The organism is Gilliamella sp. ESL0250, assembly GCF_013345045.1.
Lineage (GTDB): Bacteria > Pseudomonadota > Gammaproteobacteria > Enterobacterales > Orbaceae > Gilliamella > Gilliamella apicola_H.
Genome location: NZ_JAAEDV010000017.1, coordinates 26,539 through 46,316, shown reverse-complemented (window position 1 = coordinate 46,316; position 19,778 = coordinate 26,539). Strand labels below are relative to the sequence as shown.

General features: G+C 36.6%; 15 protein-coding genes. 7 read left to right on the top strand and 8 right to left on the bottom strand.

Annotated features, from left to right (window positions below; translation table 11 throughout):
- Nucleotide 1 precedes the first annotated feature (1 nt).
- Complete coding sequence (gene gltB, locus GYY69_RS11885) at nucleotides 2-4,459, bottom strand: glutamate synthase large subunit (RefSeq protein ID WP_174797870.1); 4,458 nt, start codon at nucleotides 4,457-4,459, stop codon at nucleotides 2-4.
- 643 nt (nucleotides 4,460-5,102) lie between these two features.
- On the opposite strand from gltB, the gene GYY69_RS11880 reads away from it, so the two are divergent.
- From GYY69_RS11880 to GYY69_RS11870, 3 genes are all read left to right on the top strand, one after another.
- Nucleotides 5,103-6,629, top strand: a complete 1,527-nt coding sequence (locus GYY69_RS11880; protein WP_174797869.1) for a fused MFS/spermidine synthase — start codon at nucleotides 5,103-5,105, stop codon at nucleotides 6,627-6,629.
- Between the two features lie 10 nt (nucleotides 6,630-6,639).
- On the top strand, nucleotides 6,640-7,269 hold the full coding sequence (locus GYY69_RS11875; RefSeq protein WP_174797868.1) for a fused MFS/spermidine synthase: 630 nt from the start codon (nucleotides 6,640-6,642) through the stop codon (nucleotides 7,267-7,269).
- 603 nt (nucleotides 7,270-7,872) lie between these two features.
- A complete protein-coding gene (locus GYY69_RS11870; protein ID WP_174797867.1) occupies nucleotides 7,873-9,054 on the top strand; it encodes an NAD(P)/FAD-dependent oxidoreductase in 1,182 nt (393 codons plus the stop codon).
- Between the two features lie 8 nt (nucleotides 9,055-9,062).
- Here the strand turns inward: GYY69_RS11870 and GYY69_RS11865 are convergent, their stop codons facing one another.
- Entirely contained in the window at nucleotides 9,063-10,502 is a 1,440-nt protein-coding gene (locus GYY69_RS11865) for a sigma 54-interacting transcriptional regulator (protein ID WP_174797886.1), read from the bottom strand.
- 256 nt (nucleotides 10,503-10,758) lie between these two features.
- On the opposite strand from GYY69_RS11865, the gene lysA reads away from it, so the two are divergent.
- From lysA to GYY69_RS11845, 4 genes are read left to right on the top strand one after another with little or no spacing between them, the layout of a single operon-like run.
- Nucleotides 10,759-12,156, top strand: coding sequence for a diaminopimelate decarboxylase (gene lysA, locus GYY69_RS11860; protein WP_174797866.1), 1,398 nt, complete (start codon nucleotides 10,759-10,761; stop codon nucleotides 12,154-12,156).
- Nucleotides 12,157-12,209: 53 nt separating this feature from the next.
- Nucleotides 12,210-13,616, top strand: a complete 1,407-nt coding sequence (locus GYY69_RS11855; protein WP_174797865.1) for an APC family permease — start codon at nucleotides 12,210-12,212, stop codon at nucleotides 13,614-13,616.
- A gap of 25 nt (nucleotides 13,617-13,641) precedes the next feature.
- Nucleotides 13,642-14,748, top strand: coding sequence for an alanine/ornithine racemase family PLP-dependent enzyme (locus tag GYY69_RS11850; protein ID WP_174797864.1), 1,107 nt, complete (start codon nucleotides 13,642-13,644; stop codon nucleotides 14,746-14,748).
- Between the two features lie 54 nt (nucleotides 14,749-14,802).
- A complete protein-coding gene (locus GYY69_RS11845) occupies nucleotides 14,803-16,203 on the top strand; it encodes an amino acid permease (RefSeq protein WP_202985010.1) in 1,401 nt (466 codons plus the stop codon).
- Nucleotides 16,204-16,361: 158 nt separating this feature from the next.
- On the opposite strand, the gene GYY69_RS11840 is transcribed toward GYY69_RS11845, so the two are convergent.
- From GYY69_RS11840 to GYY69_RS11815, 6 genes are all read right to left on the bottom strand, one after another.
- The gene (locus GYY69_RS11840; RefSeq protein ID WP_065637635.1) at nucleotides 16,362-16,964 is read right to left on the bottom strand and encodes a MarC family protein; all 603 of its coding nucleotides are present in this window, start codon (nucleotides 16,962-16,964) and stop codon (nucleotides 16,362-16,364) included.
- Nucleotides 16,965-17,109: 145 nt separating this feature from the next.
- On the bottom strand, nucleotides 17,110-17,460 hold the full coding sequence (rplS, locus tag GYY69_RS11835) for a 50S ribosomal protein L19 (RefSeq protein ID WP_034913735.1): 351 nt from the start codon (nucleotides 17,458-17,460) through the stop codon (nucleotides 17,110-17,112).
- A gap of 31 nt (nucleotides 17,461-17,491) precedes the next feature.
- Nucleotides 17,492-18,244 (bottom strand): tRNA (guanosine(37)-N1)-methyltransferase TrmD, encoded by a 753-nt coding sequence (gene trmD, locus GYY69_RS11830; RefSeq protein WP_174797863.1) that lies wholly within the window; start codon nucleotides 18,242-18,244, stop codon nucleotides 17,492-17,494.
- A gap of 16 nt (nucleotides 18,245-18,260) precedes the next feature.
- Entirely contained in the window at nucleotides 18,261-18,791 is a 531-nt protein-coding gene (rimM, locus tag GYY69_RS11825) for a ribosome maturation factor RimM (protein ID WP_174797862.1), read from the bottom strand.
- Between the two features lie 23 nt (nucleotides 18,792-18,814).
- Nucleotides 18,815-19,063 (bottom strand): 30S ribosomal protein S16, encoded by a 249-nt coding sequence (gene rpsP, locus GYY69_RS11820; RefSeq protein ID WP_034900786.1) that lies wholly within the window; start codon nucleotides 19,061-19,063, stop codon nucleotides 18,815-18,817.
- Between the two features lie 268 nt (nucleotides 19,064-19,331).
- Nucleotides 19,332-19,706 (bottom strand): DUF956 family protein, encoded by a 375-nt coding sequence (locus tag GYY69_RS11815; protein WP_174797861.1) that lies wholly within the window; start codon nucleotides 19,704-19,706, stop codon nucleotides 19,332-19,334.
- Between the last annotated feature and the right edge of the window lie 72 nt (nucleotides 19,707-19,778).

Here is a 19,778-nt window from a genome sequence, read left to right as displayed (position 1 = left end):
CTTACTGTGCTTGAACGTGCAGTTCTGTCGATGAGCGACTGCGATGTCCAAGTAATGCTTTGACATCACTGGATTTTGGTTTGACTAGGGCAAATTGCTTAGCAAAATTGTCCCAATTAGCCAAAATATTTTCGGCTCGTGATGAGTGGGTTAGTTGAGCATGTTCCATAATTAAACCGCGAAGGTGTTCTTCATGAATGGCGTAATTTGCGACGTTTAGCATTTCGACCAGTTCTTTATTGATGCGTTTGTGTAGTTCGCCATCTTCATCTAAGATATAAGCAAACCCACCAGTCATACCAGCACCGAAGTTAACCCCCGTTTTTCCAAGTATACAAACAATACCGCCTGTCATATATTCACATCCATTATCACCAATGCCTTCAACAACGCTGATGGCACCGGAATTACGTACGGCAAATCGTTCACCTGCTCGGCCTGCGGCAAATAATTTGCCACCTGTTGCGCCGTATAAGCAGGTGTTGCCCGCGATGGTCGCTTCATGGCTTAAAAATGCCGAGCCTTGCGGTGGGCGAATGACAATACGTCCACCAGCCATGCCTTTACCAACATAGTCGTTGGCATCGCCAGTTAGGGTTAGATCTACACCACCAGCATTCCATACACCAAAACTTTGCCCCGCCGTGCCGTTGAAGTTTAGCGAGATCGGATCGGTGACTAAGCCTTGATCGCCATATTTTTTGGCAATATAGCCTGATAGGCTTGTGCCAACCGAGCGATCAGTGTTTTGAATGTCAAAATAGAAGCTTTTGCTTTGACGGTTATCAACAAATTGTTGTGCTTGTGTGAGGATCTCTTTATTGAGTACCCCTTTATCAAATGGTTTGTTATCTTCTATGCAGTAAACCGGTTTACCTTCAAGCGGGGTAGCGGTTTTTAGCAGTCCAGATAGATCCAGTTTTTGTTGTTTTGCCGTGATGCCGTCAAGTTCTAATAATAAATCAGTTCGTCCGATTAAATCGACAATTCGACTTACGCCTAGTTCTGCCATCACTTCTCGTGTATTACGTGCAATAAAGCGGAAGTAGTTCATGGCTTTTTCAGGCAGGCCATGATAGTGCTCGCTACGTAATTTTTCATCTTGTGTTGCAACACCTGTTGCACAGTTATTAAGGTGACAAATACGGAGATATTTACAACCCAAAGCGACCATTGGACCGGTTCCAAATCCGAAGCTTTCTGCCCCTAAAATGGCTGCTTTGACAATATCGGTACCGGTTTTTAATCCACCGTCAACTTGTAGACGGATTTTGTGGCGTAACCCATTGGCGACTAAGGATTGTTGTGTTTCAACCAGACCAAGTTCCCAAGGTGAACCGGCATATTTGACTGACGTTAATGGGCTAGCACCGGTTCCCCCGTCATAACCAGAAATGGTGATGAGATCAGCATAAGCTTTAGCAACACCGGTTGCAATGGTTCCAACCCCGGGTTCAGATACTAATTTGACCGAAATCATTGCGTTAGGGTTAATCTGTTTAAGGTCAAAAATAAGTTGTGCCAAGTCCTCAATTGAATAGATGTCGTGATGAGGCGGCGGCGAAATCAATGTGACACCGGGTACCGAAAAACGTAATTTTGCTATATACGGTGTGACTTTATCACCAGGTAGCTGACCACCTTCACCTGGTTTTGCTCCTTGTGCGACTTTAATTTGAATAACATCAGCACTCATTAAGTAACTTGGCGTTACGCCAAAACGGCCTGATGCAACTTGTTTTATGCGTGAAACTTTTATGGTGTTGTAGCGTGCTGGATCTTCACCGCCTTCACCTGAATTGGAGAAACCACCGAGTGTATTCATGGCTTCGGCAAGCGATTCGTGCGCTTCAGGGCTCAGCGCACCAATTGACATAGCGGCTGAGTCAAATCGTTTGTATAGCGATTCTTCAGGTTCGACTTGTTCCAGTGGAATAGCTGCATCTTTAGGTGGATTGAGCCTTAATAAATCACGTAATGTGGCAATAGGGCGATTATTGACGATATCAGCATAACGTTTGTAATCGTCATAATTGCCATTATTGACCGCTTTTTGTAGTGACTGTACCACATCAGGGTTATAGGCATGATATTCGCCACCATGGACAAATTTAAGTAGTCCACCTTGTTCTAATGGTTTTCTTTTTAACCATGCACTTTTCGATAAGTTAAATTGGTCTTGCGTAAAATCATCAAAATTAGCGCCACTAATACGACTAGTGACACCTTGGAAACAAAGTTCAACCACATCCTTATGTAATCCAACCGCTTCAAACAATTTTGAGCAGCGGTAAGAGGCAACGGTTGATATCCCCATTTTAGACATGATTTTATATAGGCCTTTGTTAATTCCATTACGGTAATTAAGAATTGCTTCACGATAAGATTTATTTATCGTGCCATTATCGACCATTTGACCTAAGGTTTCATACGCTAAGTAAGGGTAAATTGCCGTTGCTCCAAAACCAAGCAGCACTGCAAATTGATGTGGGTCACGACAACTTGCGGTTTCAACAATGATATTGGCATCACAACGTAAATTCTTTTCAACTAAGCGCTGTTGTACAGCACCAACCGCCATTGGTGCCGGAATTGGTAAGCGATCGGCCGTGATGTTTTTATCTGATAAAATCAGTAATACTGTGCCATTACGAACTTTTGCCTCGGCATCACCACATAATTGTTCAATGGCATCACGTAAGCTGCCATCAATGTCATAGGTGATGTCTAATGTTTCTGATTTGTAGTAACGCGATTCTAACGCGGTTAATTGTTGTAAATCAGAATAAACTAAAACTGGATATTTAAATGCCACACGATGCGCTTGACCTTCTGCTTCGGCAAATACATTCATTTCTCGGCCGATGCTGGTTGAAAGTGACATAACATGCGCTTCACGTAGTGGATCGATAGGCGGATTTGTGACCTGTGCAAATTTTTGGCGGAAATAATCATAAATTAAACGAGGTCTACTTGATAATACAGCAAATGGAGTATCATCACCCATTGATCCGGTGGCTTCTTGGCCATTTTCACCGAGTACACGAATGCACTGGTCAAGCTCTTCAGCGCTATAACCAAACTGTTTTTGATAAGTTGCAAGTAACGTATCGTCGTAATTGCGTGAACCAATGTTATCATCAGGTAGGTTTTCAAATGGTATTAGCTGTTTAACATTTTTTGCCATCCATTCTTTATAAGGATGACGTTTTTGTAAATCGTTGTCTGTTTCAGACGATTGTAATATGCGACCTTCTTCGGTATCGATAACTAATAATTCACCTGGGCCAACACGACCTTTAGTGACGACTTCATCAGGTTGATAGTCCCAAATACCAATTTCAGAGGCACAGGTAATAAGTTTGTCTGTCGTTATTACATAACGTGCAGGACGTAATCCATTACGGTCTAAATTACATGCCGCATAACGTCCATCTGACATCACAATACCCGCAGGTCCATCCCAAGGCTCCATATGCATTGAGTTGAAATCGAAAAAGGCACGCAGGTCTTCGTTCATGTCAGGATTATTTTGCCAAGCAGGAGGAACAAGCAGGCGCATAGCTCGTACAATATCCATTCCACCAACAAGGAATAGCTCTAGCATGTTATCTAATGAACTCGAATCAGATCCAGTGACATTAACAAACGGTGCGGCATCTTGTAAGTCTGGAATGAGTGGCGTTTTAAATTTGTATGAGCGCGCTTTTGCCCATTGGCGGTTACCTTCTATGGTATTAATTTCACCATTATGCGCCAGATGTCGAAAAGGTTGCGCTAATGGCCAACGTGGCACGGTATTAGTTGAGAACCGTTGATGGAATAAACAAATAGCCGTTTCCATGCGAATATCAGCCAAATCTAAATAGAATCGAGGTAAATCTTTAGGCATACATAAGCCTTTATAGATATTGACCTGATTGGAGAAGCTGCAAACGTAAAATGTATCGTCTTTCACCCGTTTTTCTATTCGACGACGCACCATATATAAACGACGCTCTAAATCGATTTTTGTCCAACCGGCTGGGGCGTTGACAAACACTTGTTCTATTTTGGGTAGTGATGATAATGCAATTTCGCCCAGTACGCTTTTATCAATCGGTACTTCGCGCCAACCTAGAATAGATAAGGTTTCTTCAGCAAGTTCTTGTTCAACAATATCACGGCTAGCTTGTGCTTCTTTTTCGTCTTGGCTTAAAAATAGCATACCAACGGCATAATTGGTCGCTAATCGCCAACCTGCATCTTGTGCTACTAATCTAAAAAAACGGTCGGGTTTTTGCAATAAAAGACCACAACCGTCGCCAGTTTTTCCATCAGATAAAATGGCGCCACGGTGTTGCATTCTGGCTAAACCGTGAATTGCTGTACGCACCACTTTATGACTTGGTTGCCCTTCAATGTGAGCAATTAGCCCAAATCCGCAGTTATCTTTTTCATGATGCTGGTTATATAACATATCATTGCCTCTAATTCATCGCTTTTATAATTTGAGAAGGTATAGGCATTAATCCCATATTAGGTGTGAAGTTAATTAAAAATCAGTTTTTGGTCAAATAAATATTACTTATAACTTAATTTTTTGATAACTAAGACTAAACTTATTAATAAAACTAATAAGAGGCAGTTCTAGATGAACTCAATATAGTGATTATGTAGTGAAAAAAGGAAGGATGTTAATGATGGTAATTTATTGTCAATTTTTGTAAATAAGTTTAATAAACGGTGTACTTTTAAGTGATAATCTTATGCTGTATTTTACAAAAAGTATGAATTAGGCTTGCTAAATAACTGATTGAATCTTTCAAAATTAAATTTGTTTAAAACTGATTATTTAAAAAAATTAATCAACACTCTCAATTTGTACTTAATGCGCTGATTATTGATATCACTCATTTTTTTCTTTATATCAACCTTACATAAGTTCTACTCTTAGCAATGCAATGTTCAAAAAACACGCTTGCAAAAGTCGTTAATTAGGTGTTTAATTAAGCAGCAAATTCTTCTAATTAGGAGAGTTGAATTAAAAAAAAGCAGTAATTAACGACTCAATTAACTAAATAATATCTCAAAACAATAAAGAAATTTTAGGGAAAGTTATTATGAAATATTTTGCTTGGTCCATTTCGCTTTTAGTTGGGCTTATGAGCTTAGGGCAAGAGATGCTATGGTTTAGAATAGTGAGCTTTATTTTGGGTGGGGCTCCTTTTGCTTTTGCTCTGGTATTGTTTTTCTTTCTATTAGGCATTGCCTTTGGAGCAAATAGAGGTAAGGCTATTTGTGCTCGTTATTCTAACCTATTCTTCGCTGGTGGGACGGTTTTAATTTTTGCTGGTTTTATTGATATATCGATCCCATTGATTATCCAATACATACCTCAAAAAAGTGCTATAGGAGAATTGTTAGGTATATGTTGTATTTTAATATTCGTCGTTGCTGCTTTAAAGGCAATATTATTTCCGATCGTACATCATTTAGGTACGAATATTTCCAATGGGAAAGTAGGTGCATCTGTATCTAAAGTCTATTTCTTTAATATTGTTGGCTCAACGCTTGGTAGTTTATTAATTGGAGGCATTCTTCTTGATTATATCTCTATTTCATCTATGTTTATTCTAATTGGTATCGCTTGTATTTTATTAGGCGCGTTGATGATAGTGAAAAAATCGATGATTTCTGTCATCGCTGTTGTTATGCTTGGTAGCTGTTGCTTTTATTTAGTGAATAAACACTCGGATTATATGTTTAGAAATGCGTTTGAACAAGGAATATCTATCAATTCTTATATTGAAAATCGTTACGGTGTAATCCATATCGTCAATGACGATAGGGATGGTAGAAAAAATATTGTATTAGGTAATAAGATGTATGATGGGATATTAAATATCGATCCTGATATCGATATAAATGATCTAAATCGGCTTTACTTATTATCGGCAACCCATCCAAATCCTAAAAAAGCGCTAGTTATTGGTGTGAGCGGTGGTGCATGGACTCGTGCCTTATCAAGTTTTCCAACATTAGAAACCATTGATGCCATTGAAATCAATAAAGGGTATCTGGATATTATTAAACAATACCCTATTGTTTCGCCAATATTAAACGATCCTAAAATTAATATTTATATTGATGACGGACGGCGTTGGCTTAAACGAAATAGTGACAAAAAATATGATTTAATCATTATGAATACCACTTACCATTGGCGTTCAGGCGCAACCAATTTATTATCACAAGAGATGATGAAATTAGTAAAAAATTCATTAAATCCTAATGGTATTCTGGCTTTTAATAGTACTCGATCTCCTGATACATTAAAAACAGCACAATCGGTATTTAAATATGCCTATTGGGGAACACTTGGCTTTATTTATGCCTCCGATTCAATGATTAAACTTGATGAAGTTGTTGCTAAAGAGCGTCTTGATAAGTTAGTTTTAGATGGTAAACCTTTGTTTAATAAAGAATCCAAACAAATTGAAAATGGCGCTTATAAAAAAACATTAGCGACAAAACTATTAAGCTTAGACGAAGTTGAAAAATTTTATCATTTAGGGAGAGATACGGAAATCATTACCGATAGCAACATGATAACAGAATATAAATACGGACTTTTGGGAAATAAATAAGGAACCTTTTATGTTAAGCAAAAAAAAATTACTACTATTAAGTACTCTATTTTTTATTTCTGGAATGAGTGGTTTAACTTATCAAGTTGCTTGGCAACGGGCACTTTATTCGGCTTTTGGTTCCGATGTTGATTCTGTTGCAATTATTGTATCAGCATTTATGTTAGGACTTGGTTTAGGAGCCCTCGGTGGCGGAAGGATTGTCGATAAATACCCGAATAAAGCGCTACAGTTTTTTTGTTTTAGTGAATTTGGAATTGGTTTATTTGGGCTAATTAGTTACCCGCTTATTTTGTTTATCGGCGATATTTTTATTGTTTATAATTTGGCCGTTGTTGCAGTTGTTAATTTTTTATTGGTGCTTGTTCCTACACTTTTGATGGGGGCAACGCTTCCAATTTTAATCACTTATATTGCACAATTTTGGAAAAATATTGGTCAAACAACTGGACATCTTTATGCTATCAATACTTTTGGTGCAGCAATCGGTGCTGCTTTAACAGGATTCATACTATTTAACTATTTTGGTCTTAATGTTGTAACGATATTAGCAGCTTTAGGTAATTTTATAGTCGCTATACTTGCTTATCTATTTTTTAATAAAGCACAGATAAAAAAAGTTGATAATAAAATAGTATAAAGCCATTTAGAATGATAAATCGGCGGTAATTATCGCTGATTTATCAATATATTAAAACATATTGTTAAAGTCAACGAGTTAAGAATTATCCTTGATATCCCCCCTTTACCATTAAATTCACATAAGTAATAAAGTTTACCTTTATGTATTTGTCCATGATGCTTCACCGTAATAAAATCAATAGCAGGTAAGTTTAGAAAAACGTTCAGTATCATCGCTTGAAATCTATAATAATAAACATTGAGTGACCTAGCCCCACGCAAAAATCACATAACAATATATTATAATTGAGCAAAAAGTAACATAAAAAGAAATGCTGACTAAATAAATATTACTTATAAGTCAATCTGTTAATAATTAACATTGACTTTTTAATAAAGCTAATAGTGGTAAATATCACAATGATTTTTGTGAGTTTGGTAAGTTAAAAACAGATTGTGACAATTTTGGGCACTATTTTTGATATAAATTCTTTTCTTTTTTGTTAAAAAGTTTCAGGAAAATATGTGTTTTAGTATAAGAACTAAGGTTTATTCCAACAACTATGAGTGACAATTGTTATACTGTTATAATCTGTTATCTTTTATTTTTAATCTATTAATAATGCAAACTAAAATTACAATTGTAGGTGCTGGCGCTGCTGGGCTTTTTTGTGCGGGCTTACTCGGTCAAAAAGGGTATGATGTTACTGTGTTTGATAATGGTAAAAAGCTGGGACGTAAAATCTTAATGTCTGGCGGGGGAAAATGTAACTTTACTAACTTAACAGTTGAGTCGAGTAATTATATTTCTGACAATCCGCATTTTTGCAAATCGGCTTTAAAACGATTTACTCAGTGGGATTTTATTCAATTAGTGAATGAATATCATATTGCCTATCACGAAAAAGAACATGGACAATTATTTTGCGATAATTCAGCGCAAGATATTGTGGATATGTTATTAAAAGAGTGTCAAAAAGGGCATGTTAAGTTTATGATGCAAACCCAAGTTGAAGATATTGATAGTGATGGACAAGGATTTAAGTTGCATACTTCTCGTGGCATGATTGATTGTGAAAATCTTATTATTGCAACTGGTGGTTTATCTATGCCAGCTCTTGGTATGACTTCAATTGGTTATAAAATTGCCGAAAAATTTGATATTCCAGTGGTGCCTGTAAGAGCAGGGCTAGTTCCATTTACATTGCATAAACCTTTACTGGATGGGTTATCAACCTTGTCAGGCATTGCAATTCCTGTTGAAGTTTCTAATAAAAGAATTAGTTTTAAAGGAAATCTATTATTTACTCATCGAGGGCTTTCAGGACCTGCTATTTTGCAGATATCAAGTTATTGGCAAGCAGGTGAGTCAATTACTATCAATTTATTACCCGATTTAACATTTGATTCATCGTTTAAACCATTATTAGCACAAAATCGTAATCAAACTATAAAAAATTGCTTAGCAAAAATTTTACCTAAAAGGCTTATTGAAGAATTAATAAAACTGAAGTTGATAAATGACGTAACAGTCAAGCAGCTAGATCTTAAACAACAGCAAGACTTGTATAATACATTAACACACTGGAGCATTACTCCAAATGGTACAGAAGGTTATCGTACTGCCGAGGTGACACTAGGTGGTGTGAGTACTGATGCGTTGTCATCTAAAACTATGGCCGTTAAAACACACCCGAACCTTTATTTTATTGGTGAGGTTGTTGATGTATCAGGCTGGTTAGGAGGTTATAATTTCCAATGGGCATGGAGCAGTGCATTTGCGTGTGCTCAAGGGTTTAATTGATGATTACATTAATCATCAATGACCCCCATGTGAATATTGTATTTTTTGACCTTATATTGTAGCGTTGTGCGCGAAATATTTAATTGTTTTGCGGCCGTGATAATTTTGCCATTGGCTTGATTTAATGCATTAATGATAAGTTGCCGTTCATAGTTCTCAACTTGTTCAGTTAAGCTGTTTTCATGAGTAGATTTATTGATAGGTGTTTTGTCAGGTTTATGTGTCTTATCGTCTTGGAAAAATGCACTGTTAAGCTCAAAGAGCTCTTCATCAAGGGTAATATGCTGTAATTCACCTGATTTGTTTTGTAATACCATGCTTCTGACAATTGCATTTTCAAGCATACGCACATTACCAGGCCAAGGGGCAGTCATTAATTGTTGCAGAGCCTGTTCACTGATACCACTAATTACGACATTGACATCGTTTTTATGTTTATCAATAAAATAGCGTGCTAAAACGGGAATGTCTTCTGTTCTGTCACGTAAAGCAGGAAGTTTTATTAAACCGACATTTAATCGATAAAATAGATCGCTTCTTATTTTTCCTGTTTTTAATAGTTCTGTTGGTGATTCATTCATGGCTGCAACAATACGAACATCAGAACGCATTTCTTTATTACCACCTAATTGCCAATAGGTTTTCTCTTGAAGAAATCGTAATAATTTGCTTTGCATTTCAAGCGGCATCGCGTTTAATTCGTCAAGAAACAATGTACCGCCGTTAGCGAGTTCTAAGTAACCTTGACGGTTTTCAGCACCTGTAAATGCACCTTTTACTGTACCAAATAAAGTACTTTCAATCAGTGTAGTTGGTAATGCACCACAATTAAGCGAGATGAAAGCTTTATCACGGCGCTGGCTTGTTTTGTGTATTAAACGAGCAAATAGCTCTTTGCCTGTTCCGGTTTCACCCACAATTAACACAGGAACATCATTGCGCCCTAACATATTGGTTTGGTCGATAACTTTTTGCATTTTTTCTGAAACAAAAACAATATCGGGTAATGGTTGCTCTTTATTGTGGTATAACTTACTGTTTAGTTTCAGAACTTGATCTTGTAGGTGTCGAACTGTTGATAGGTTTCGACCTATTTCAATTGCACCGATGATCTCTTTTTTCTCATTATAAAGTGGAACGGTGGTATGCAAGTAATCAACCACCTTGCCAACATGATTATAATAAGATTGGTAGTTGTCTTGATATTCTTTACCGAACAGCAAGGCTTGCAACATCGTACTGTCTTCCTTTTTTAAATTAGGATAAACCTCAAGCATTGGTTTGCCAATCGCTTGTTCCTTAGGGTAGCCATCCAGTTCTGCGCTTTCCTGATTATAATAAATATAATTGCCTTTTTTATCGATAATAGCGATCGGTTGATGGATTAAATCAAAAAAATGTTTAAATATTTCCAATGCTTGTAATAATTCAGGATCAATGGTCATGATATTAGTACCTTTTAATATTTGGATTATTTGCTAAATTTAGCCAAATTTAATTTAAATCCCTTTCAACCATCATATGAAAATGACAAATTTTTGTCATAAAAACATATTTTATACTAAATGACTAAATCTTTATTTCTGTTTTTTTGTTAACAAATTGATTATTTGTAATTTTAAAGTTGGCATGCTGATTGCACTATATGTGAGAAGCCATTTTTTATTTTTTGTACTTTTTATGTACTAATTAACTGGAGGTCATATGTCCGACGCAATTATGTCAAATTATAACAAATTACGCACAGATCTTGTAACTAAAGATCGCCGTTTCAGTGCCGAAAACGGTAAATTATGTTTAGATGGCGTTAATTTAGAAGAGTTAGCAAAAAAATATCCAACCCCTTTTTATGTGTTTTCTGAAAAGGAAATTGATCGTAATGTGCAAGAGATTAAAGATGCATTTAAGGCTCATCCGAATACAAAGATTTTCTATGCATCAAAAACTTGTTCTGTTATGGGGGTGCTAAAAGCGATTAAAGATGCGGGTATCTATGCTGAGGCGAATTCTATGTTTGAAGTACGCAAATGCTTAGAAATCGGCTTTAGCGGTAGTCAAATTGTGTTTAACGGCGTGGTAAAAAAACCGGTGGATTTAGAGTTTGCCATCCAAAATGATCTGTATATCATCAATGTCGACAGTTTATATGAACTTGATATTATTGATGAAATATCAACACGTTTGAAAAAAGTAGCAAACGTTTGTGTGCGCGTTGAACCGAATGTCCCATCTGCAACTCACGCAGAATTGGTAACGGCTTACCATGCTAAATCAGGTATCGATTTAGAACAAGCAGAAGAGACTTGCCGTCGAATTCTGGATATGCCTTATGTACATTTACGTGGTTTACATATGCATGTTGGGGATCAAGTGCCTGAAGCAGAGCCTTTTGCAAAAGCAACTAAAGTATTAGTTGATGAATCACGCCGTTTAGAAGAAGTACTTGGCATTAAATTTGATTTAATCAATGTTGGTGGTGGTATTCCTGTTCCATATAAATATGACGAAGAAAATGGTAATCCATTGCAAGATAATATGTATGCAGGTATAACCGCACAAGACTTTGCTGATGCAGTGATTAGCGAAGTGCACAAATGGCGCACCGATGTTGAAATTTGTATTGAACCTGGTCGTAAAGTAACTGGTTCAGCGGGAGTGCTTGTAACTGAAGTTGCCTGTGAAAAACGTAAAACCAATTACGATTTAGACGGCAACATTGAAGAGCATGTTGAATGGAAATTTGTTGATGCAGGCTATAGTGTTTTGTCTGATAGTCAGCACTTTGATTGGTTTTTCTATGTTTATAATGCTTCAAAAATCAATGAAGCACATGACGAATACATTAAGCTAGCAGGACCTTTATGTGATGGTGGTGACTATTACCATGTTGGTGTGAAAGGTGAAGAGTTCTTAATGCCAAAAGACACTCAAGTTGGTGATATTGTTGCTTTCTTGGATGCCGGTGCTTACACCATTGAAAGCCAAACAGTCTATAACAATCGTCCTCGCACATCGGTTGTCATGATCGATAAAGACGGCAAAGATAGATTAATTCGTCGTGAAGATACTTACGAAGATATGGTTGGATACGATATATACTAATCATCAATTATCTGGGGCATTTTATGCTCCAGATATTATAATACGAGGTTATTATGAGTGATTCTAAAGATTCAAGTTTACTTGGTATCAAAGACATTGTGTTTATGAATGTCATTGCGATACTAAGTTTACGCCAAATTCCTAATGTTGCTCCATATGGGGCGTCAGCAATGGTGCTTTGGCTACTTGCAGCATTTTGTCTATTTTTCCCATTAGCGATGGTTTGTGGTGAGCTTTCAACTGGCTGGCCAAAAGATGGTGGGATTTTTGTTTGGGTTAAAGAAGCCTTTGGTAAACGCATTGGTTGGATTGTTGTGGTGTGTTTCCTATTCTCGTGTGTGCTATTCTTCCCGTTAATGTTGCAATTCGGTTTTACTGCAATTGGGTACATGTTTAGTGCCGAGTTAGCTCAGAATCAAGTATTTATTGGTGTAGGATCTATGGTTGTATTCTGGATTTTGACACTGATGAATATCAAAGGGATGCAATGGACTAAAATTATTAATAGTGTTAGTGCATGGCTTGGTGTATTTATTCCTGCTGCTATTATTGTTGTCTTAGCTATTGTATGGTTGTTGATGGGACATCCTATGGCAACGAGTTATAGTCATGCTAGTGATTGGCTTCCTGATTTAAGCAGTTGGGATACTATCGTATTTTTATCTAGTATGATGTTTGCATTCGCAGGCCTTGAAGTAGCACCAATGATTGCAGGGCGTACACGAGATCCACAACGTGATTTCCCTAAAGCGATGTTGGTTTCAGCGGTTGTGATTGTGGGCATTTATATGGTAGGAACATGGGCTATTAATACTTTATTACCAGCAGCCGATACTGATATTGTAGCGGGTGTCATGCAGGCAATGGAGGCAGCAGCTAACGAATTACATATGCCTTGGTTATTACCAGTAATGGCAATTTGTTTATTTTTTGGTGCATTAGGCCAAATCAACTCGTGGTTAGTTGGTCCTATCTATATGCTACAAGAAGCATCAAAAGAGGATAATTTACTTGGCGAACGTATTGGTCGTTTACACCCAGTGTATAAAACGCCAGCCTTTGCGTTAATAATTCAAGCGATTATCGTTACTGTACTTTGTTTTTCAACCTTTGTGTCACCAAGTATTGCTGCAGCATATTGGATGTTAACTGCATTAACGACAATCTGTTATTTTATTCCGTACTTGGTAATGTTTATTGCTTATTATCGTTTACGTATTACTCAACCGGATGTACCTCGTAGCTTTAAAATTCCAGGTAAAGTGATGCCAGTTGTATTACCAGCACTTGGGTTCTTATCTACTCTATTTGCTGTAATATTAGTATTTATTCCACCTGCGCAAATCGATATGGGGGGATATGTTGAGTATATTGCTAAAATCGTTGGTGGTGCTGTGCTTGCCATTGGTTTAGCTGAATGGATCTATTATCGAGCACAAAAACGTAATCGTTTGCAGTAATAATAGTATATAGAGGAGTAAAAGTATGTACAAACCTATATTAGAAATTGATTTACGCAAATTAACAAGCAATGCTCGTGTTGAAAAAGATCTGTTAGCTAAACACGGCATTGAAGTTATGGCGGTTAATAAAGTCTTTGATGGCTGCGTTGAAACGGCCAAAGCCGTTCTTGACGGCGGTATTGATGTGATTGCTGAGTCAAGAACATATAATCTTAAGAAATTAAAAGATGCATTAGATTGCAAAACCTGCTTATTACGTAGCCCTTGTTTAAGCGAAATTAGTGATGTTGTTAAATATGCTGATATTAGCTTAAACAGCGAAAAAGCAGTAATTCAAGCACTTTCTGATGAAGCGGTTAAACAACAAAAAGTTCATCAAGTTTTATTAATGGTCGATATGGGGGATTTACGCGAAGGGATTTGGTTTGAACATATTGATGAAATTATTGATATGGTAAAACTAATTCTTTCTTTACCTGGTGTTGAGCTCTATGGGCTTGGCACTAACTTTAACTGCTATGGTACGGTGCTACCAACAGTTAAAAATGGGGTAGACTTTTTAAATATAGCGCGTAAAGTAGAGCAATCTTGTAATATTAAGATAAAGTATTTATCGGCTGGTAATTGTACTAGTTACCACTTATTGGACAAAGGTATTTGGCCAGAGGGATTGAATCATTTGAGAATTGGTGGTTTACACGAGTTTGGTATTGAATATGTAGATATGAAATATCTTGATGAATTTCATCATTCAAATAAACCCGTGGATAAAGCATGTAGTAATATCTATAAATTATATGCGCAAATCATTGAACTCAATAGTAAACCGACAGTGCCTGTTGGCGAGTTAGGTGTAGATGCTTTTTTGAATAGTAAAACCTTTGTTGATCATGGTATACGTAAGCGAGCCTTGCTGGCTTTTGGGCGTCAAGATGTGCCAGCAGAAAGTTGCATACCTATCAATGATGATATTACTGTATTGGGTCAAACCAGTGATCATACGTTAGTCGACATCGAAGATGTTACTCAAACTCTTCGTGTTGGCGATATGATTGGATTTGAACTCGATTACACTGCCTTGCTAATGGCTTGTCAAACTAATGGTGTAGAAAAACGGTTTATTTATTAATTTGTGTTAGCTGCTGGGTAACCAGCAGTTTTTATTAATTACTAGGCGGTTTATATGACAACATCTGAATCACAAGAAAGCCCTTATCCCAGCAGTAATTTAAAGAAAAACTTAAAAAATCGTCATTTGTTGATGATTTCATTAGGTGGATCAATTGGTACCGGATTATTTATTGGTATTGCAGCTCCACTGAGCACCGTCGGTCCATTAGGAACCATTGTTGCTTATTTAATGGCCGGAAGCATAATGCTTTCAACCATGCTATGTTTAGGTGAACTTTCTTGTGCATTTCCTCATGCTGGTTCATTTCAACACTATGCGTTGATGTTTATCCCAAATCCAATTTGGAGCTATACCATAGGTTGGCTGTATTGGCTAAGTTGGGTATTGTCTATGGCTGCAGATTTAACTGCCGCCTCAATGATTGCTCACCAAGCCTTCCCTTTAATTCCTATTTATCTTTTTAGTTTGTTAATTCTAATTGTTATTACTTCAGTACATTTAACTTCTGTTCGTGCATTTGGTGAAAGTGAGTATTGGTTTTCAACCATTAAAGTACTCGCGATTATTGCTTTTATTGGGGTGGGAATTTATTTACTTCATCATCAATATACCGAAACTCATGTTTTACCGACATTCAAAACAGAAAATGGCTGGTTTCCTAATGGCTTTTTAGCCATATTTGTGTGTATGACTATCGTGACTTACTCATTTCAAGGGGTTGAATTAATTGGTAATGCAGCTGGCGAAGCGCAATCCCCACAGTCGGTGTTACCTAAAATTATTACTGGTGTGGCTTTTCGCATTATTCTATTTTATATTCTAGCTATTGCTGTATTAGCCCTCGTTTACCCGTATGGAACAGTGCATTCTGAAATTAGTCCATTTGTGTGGGTATTTAATAAAGCAGGAATTACATTTGCTTCATATGCGATGCTTTTTGTGATCTTTTGTGCCGCGATATCAGCAACGAATTCAGCCATTTATGCCAGTTCAAGAATGCTGTGGTCTATGGCGCAAGATAACTTAGCTCCAAAATACTTTTCCGAAGTCAATCAACGGGGTGTGCCAACAAAAGGTATTTTATTTATTGCGGTTATTGCATTAGTCTCATTATTTTCAAAATATATTGCCGCTGAAAAATTATATATTTATTTAGTCGCAGGCACAGGACAAGTGGGTTGTTTTGCATGGATAATCATTGCTTGGTGTCAGTATCAATTTCGTAAGGGTGTAAATAGCGGCAAATATCCAAAAGAAATGATAAAATTTAAATCACCGCTATTTCCTTGGCTGGCTGGTATTTCTATCATTGTAAATGTTGTGATTATTGTTGGCGTTTGGTTTGGTGAGTCAGGTTATTTTATTTTACTTTCTGAAATAATATTAATTGCGATTATTCTAATATCTTATTTTTTCTATAAAAAAAGAATTGTTTCAATAAGTCATAATTAATTTTATATTGCTTAGTTATGTAATCACTAATTCAAGGTTTATCATTGTTAGTGATTACACACTATTAGGAATTAATAAAGCGTAAAATGGTTTAGCTAAATACTATTTTTATATCTCAATATTGTTATTATCGTACTATCAAAAATTGAAACTAATGTTTATTTTAAGAAAGCAGCTATACCTGTAAACACAACTTGTGCAGCAATAGCAGATATGAGTAAGCCGGTTAGTTTTGATAATATCGCGATCCCTGTATTTTTTAGTACTTTTGCAATACTTTTAGCGCATAACAGCATAATATAAATACCTATTGAAGCGACGAATAATGAAATCGCGCCAATTAGGTTTGATACAATACCAATTGAGCTAGTTCCCATAACAATGATAGTCCCGATGGATGCGGGCCCCATGCATAGAGGAATAGCGAGAGGGACAACACTAATATCATCATCGCTACTAATTTTGTTTTTTTCTGGCGAATCGTTCATTAGCGATACCGCAGTGATAAATAGTAATGCTCCCGAACCAATTCGAAATGCATCAAGGGTAAAACCAAAAACACTAAACATGGTATTGCCGAAAAAGAATAGAATGATACCGATGATAAATACCGCACATGATGTTTTTAGGGCTATTTTACGTCTAAGTTGTTCATCATATTGTTTTGTGCCACTTAAAAAGGCACTTAAAACCGCAGGCGGTGTCATTAATGCAAACAATTTTACTGTTGTAGACAAAATTGCAAAAATATACTCAACCATTGCACCACCTTTTACACCATCAAAAAAATTGCTTTAATTCTACCAACTATTATTGTTGGATTGAAATTATGTTTTCCATATATAAAAACGGTCACCACAAAGGTGACCATCTTAATCTGATATTTTTATTGATAATCAATAAAAATTAGTTAAGGCGCTCTTTAATACGAGCCGCTTTACCACGAAGTTCGCGTAAGTAGTAAAGTTTAGCTTGACGTACTTGACCACGACGTTTCACAGTAATTGAATCAACAATTGGTGAGTGAGTTTGGAATACTCGTTCTACACCTTCGCCATTGGAAATTTTACGTACGGTAAATGCAGAGTGTAAACCACGATTACGAATTCCAATGACAACACCTTCATAAGCTTGAAGACGTTTTTTATTACCTTCAACAACCCATACTTTTACTTCAACCGTGTCACCAGGGCGAAAAGACGGGATGTCTTTCTTCATTTGTTCTTGTTCTAATTGCTGAATAATTGCATTTTTCATAATATTATCTCTTACTAGTTATACTGAAATATTAATTGCCTTGTTTATCACTGTATTCACGTTTAAATTCAGCGAGTAAACATTGCTCTTCATCAGTCAGAGCTAGATTTGCAAGAAGATCTTCTCTTCTTAACCAAGTTCGCCCTAGTGATTGTTTTAATCGCCAGCGACGAATCGCTTCATGGTGACCAGACATTAATACATCAGGCACCGCCATTCCATCTAACACCTCAGGCCGAGTATAGTGTGGACAGTCAAGTAAACCATTAGCAAAAGAGTCTTCTTCTGCCGATGATTGGTGATTTAGCACGCCAGGAATAAACCTTGCTAGTGCATCAATCATAGTCATCGCCGGTAATTCACCGCCACTTAATACGTAATCACCAATTGACCATTCTTCATCAATTTCAGTTTGGATAACGCGTTCATCTATACCTTCGTATCGTCCACAAATCAAAATTAATTTTTGTTTTTGTGACAACTCGCAAACACCTTGTTGGTTTAATTTGCGCCCTTGTGGGGAAAGATAGATCACTTTTGTACCGTTACCAGCAACTGCTTTTGCTGCATGAATCGCATCTTTAAGTGGTTGTACCATCATTAACATGCCAGGACCACCACCGTAAGGCCTATCATCGACAGTCTTATGCTTATCATGCGCAAAATCGCGCGGGTTCCAATATTCTACTGTTAACAGCCCGTTTTTAACGGCTCGACCAGTTACGCCATAACAGGTAATAGCTTGAAACATTTCGGGAAAAAGGCTAATTATGCCAATCCACATAGTGTTACCTTACCAATTAAAAAGCAGGATCCCAATCGACCACAATCATTTTTGATGTCAAATCAACTTGTTTTATAAATTGATCATCAACAAAAGGGATTAAACGTTCTGTTGCACCAAATGCATCTTTTAGATTTGCTTTTACCACTAATACATCATTAGAACCGGTTTCCATCAAATCAGTTACCTGACCTAAATCATAACCGTTAATTGTTTTGACTCGGCAACCAATCAGATCTTTCCAATAAAAATCACCATTACTAAGTGTTGGTAATTTTTCTGCATCAACAAATACTTCAATATTGGTTAATGCTATTGCTTGATCACGATCATCAATACCTTTGAGTTTCACAATCATATCATGATTATGCGGTTTAAAACTTTCTACGATTACTTCTTGCCATTTTCCAGCACGTTGGATATACCAAGGCGTGTAATCAAAAATGCTATCTGGGAATTCTGTAAACGAAAAAATCCTGAGCCACCCGCGAATGCCGTAGCTTGAACCAAGTTTACCAACAACGATGAGATTCTCAGTATTCATCATTACAGTGACTATTAATAACTAAATTAAGCAGCTTTTTGTGCTTGTTTGATTAGTGCATTAACACGATCAGAAACAGTTGCACCTAAACCAACCCAATGATTTACGCGATCAAGATCTAAACGTAATTCTTCTGCTTTACCTTGTGCAATTGGATTAAAAAAGCCAACGCGCTCAATAAAACGACCATCACGTGGGTTACGGCTATCAGTGACAACTACTTGATAAAAAGGGCGCTTTTTAGAGCCACCACGAGCTAAACGAATAGTTACCATAACATCCTCTTAAATTAAAAAATAATCTTTTTTCTGTCCAACATGGACAAAATCAAAGCCCCAGAATTATACTCTTTCTAGTAAAAAGTGCAATGACTGTTTGTTGGCAATGGGATGTAATATTGTTTGCTTTAGGCTAAATTAGAAAAGAATGGATGAAAATAATACTGACTATGATTTATTTAATTGTAAGCGCAAACCAATAGATATTACAAAACAGGAAATTTTATTTATGGTTAATTTATTGGTGTTCATTATTTTGGCAATACTATTTTTTGTTCTTTTTTGGGAAAAAAGCGAGTTTTAAAACGTTAAAGAAACCTAGTGACCTGACCATTTTTTGTCCGTCAACGTAAACCCGAATCGCTTTTAACACTTTTTTAGGTTCTTTAGATGCAAAGTTAAAAGTACCATTTCTTTTGGTTTGGATTGAATATCGTGGTATCCATCTACCAGCAAATAATACAGATGCTATCACATAATCAATCTCATCCCATGGTATTTGGATATATTTGTGAGGATCATGTTGATGATAAAACTCAAATGCTTTATCGCCAATCATAATTTGTCCATATTCGGTAAAGGCGGTAAAAAATGTAGCTTTAACGGTTAGGTCTATTTTTGTGTTTAATGATTGGACCATTTATGTGATTTCCGTATAAGAATTAGGCTAATATAATTGTTTTTTATTATTTGATAAGTTATAAAATTGCCA

Bases quoted from the DNA above. Each gene is read 5' to 3' on its own strand.
- gltB (WP_174797870.1), bottom strand. From the start codon at position 4,459: ATGTTATATAACCAGCATCATGAAAAAGATAACTGCGGATTTGGGCTA.
- GYY69_RS11880 (WP_174797869.1), top strand. From the start codon at position 5,103: ATGAAATATTTTGCTTGGTCCATTTCGCTTTTAGTTGGGCTTATGAGC.
- GYY69_RS11875 (WP_174797868.1), top strand. From the start codon at position 6,640: ATGTTAAGCAAAAAAAAATTACTACTATTAAGTACTCTATTTTTTATT.
- GYY69_RS11870 (WP_174797867.1), top strand. From the start codon at position 7,873: ATGCAAACTAAAATTACAATTGTAGGTGCTGGCGCTGCTGGGCTTTTT.
- lysA (WP_174797866.1), top strand. From the start codon at position 10,759: ATGTCCGACGCAATTATGTCAAATTATAACAAATTACGCACAGATCTT.
- GYY69_RS11855 (WP_174797865.1), top strand. From the start codon at position 12,210: ATGAGTGATTCTAAAGATTCAAGTTTACTTGGTATCAAAGACATTGTG.
- GYY69_RS11850 (WP_174797864.1), top strand. From the start codon at position 13,642: ATGTACAAACCTATATTAGAAATTGATTTACGCAAATTAACAAGCAAT.
- GYY69_RS11845 (WP_202985010.1), top strand. From the start codon at position 14,803: ATGACAACATCTGAATCACAAGAAAGCCCTTATCCCAGCAGTAATTTA.
- GYY69_RS11840 (WP_065637635.1), bottom strand. From the start codon at position 16,964: ATGGTTGAGTATATTTTTGCAATTTTGTCTACAACAGTAAAATTGTTT.
- rplS (WP_034913735.1), bottom strand. From the start codon at position 17,460: ATGAAAAATGCAATTATTCAGCAATTAGAACAAGAACAAATGAAGAAA.
- trmD (WP_174797863.1), bottom strand. From the start codon at position 18,244: ATGTGGATTGGCATAATTAGCCTTTTTCCCGAAATGTTTCAAGCTATT.
- rimM (WP_174797862.1), bottom strand. From the start codon at position 18,791: ATGATGAATACTGAGAATCTCATCGTTGTTGGTAAACTTGGTTCAAGC.
- rpsP (WP_034900786.1), bottom strand. From the start codon at position 19,063: ATGGTAACTATTCGTTTAGCTCGTGGTGGCTCTAAAAAGCGCCCTTTT.
- GYY69_RS11815 (WP_174797861.1), bottom strand. From the start codon at position 19,706: ATGGTCCAATCATTAAACACAAAAATAGACCTAACCGTTAAAGCTACA.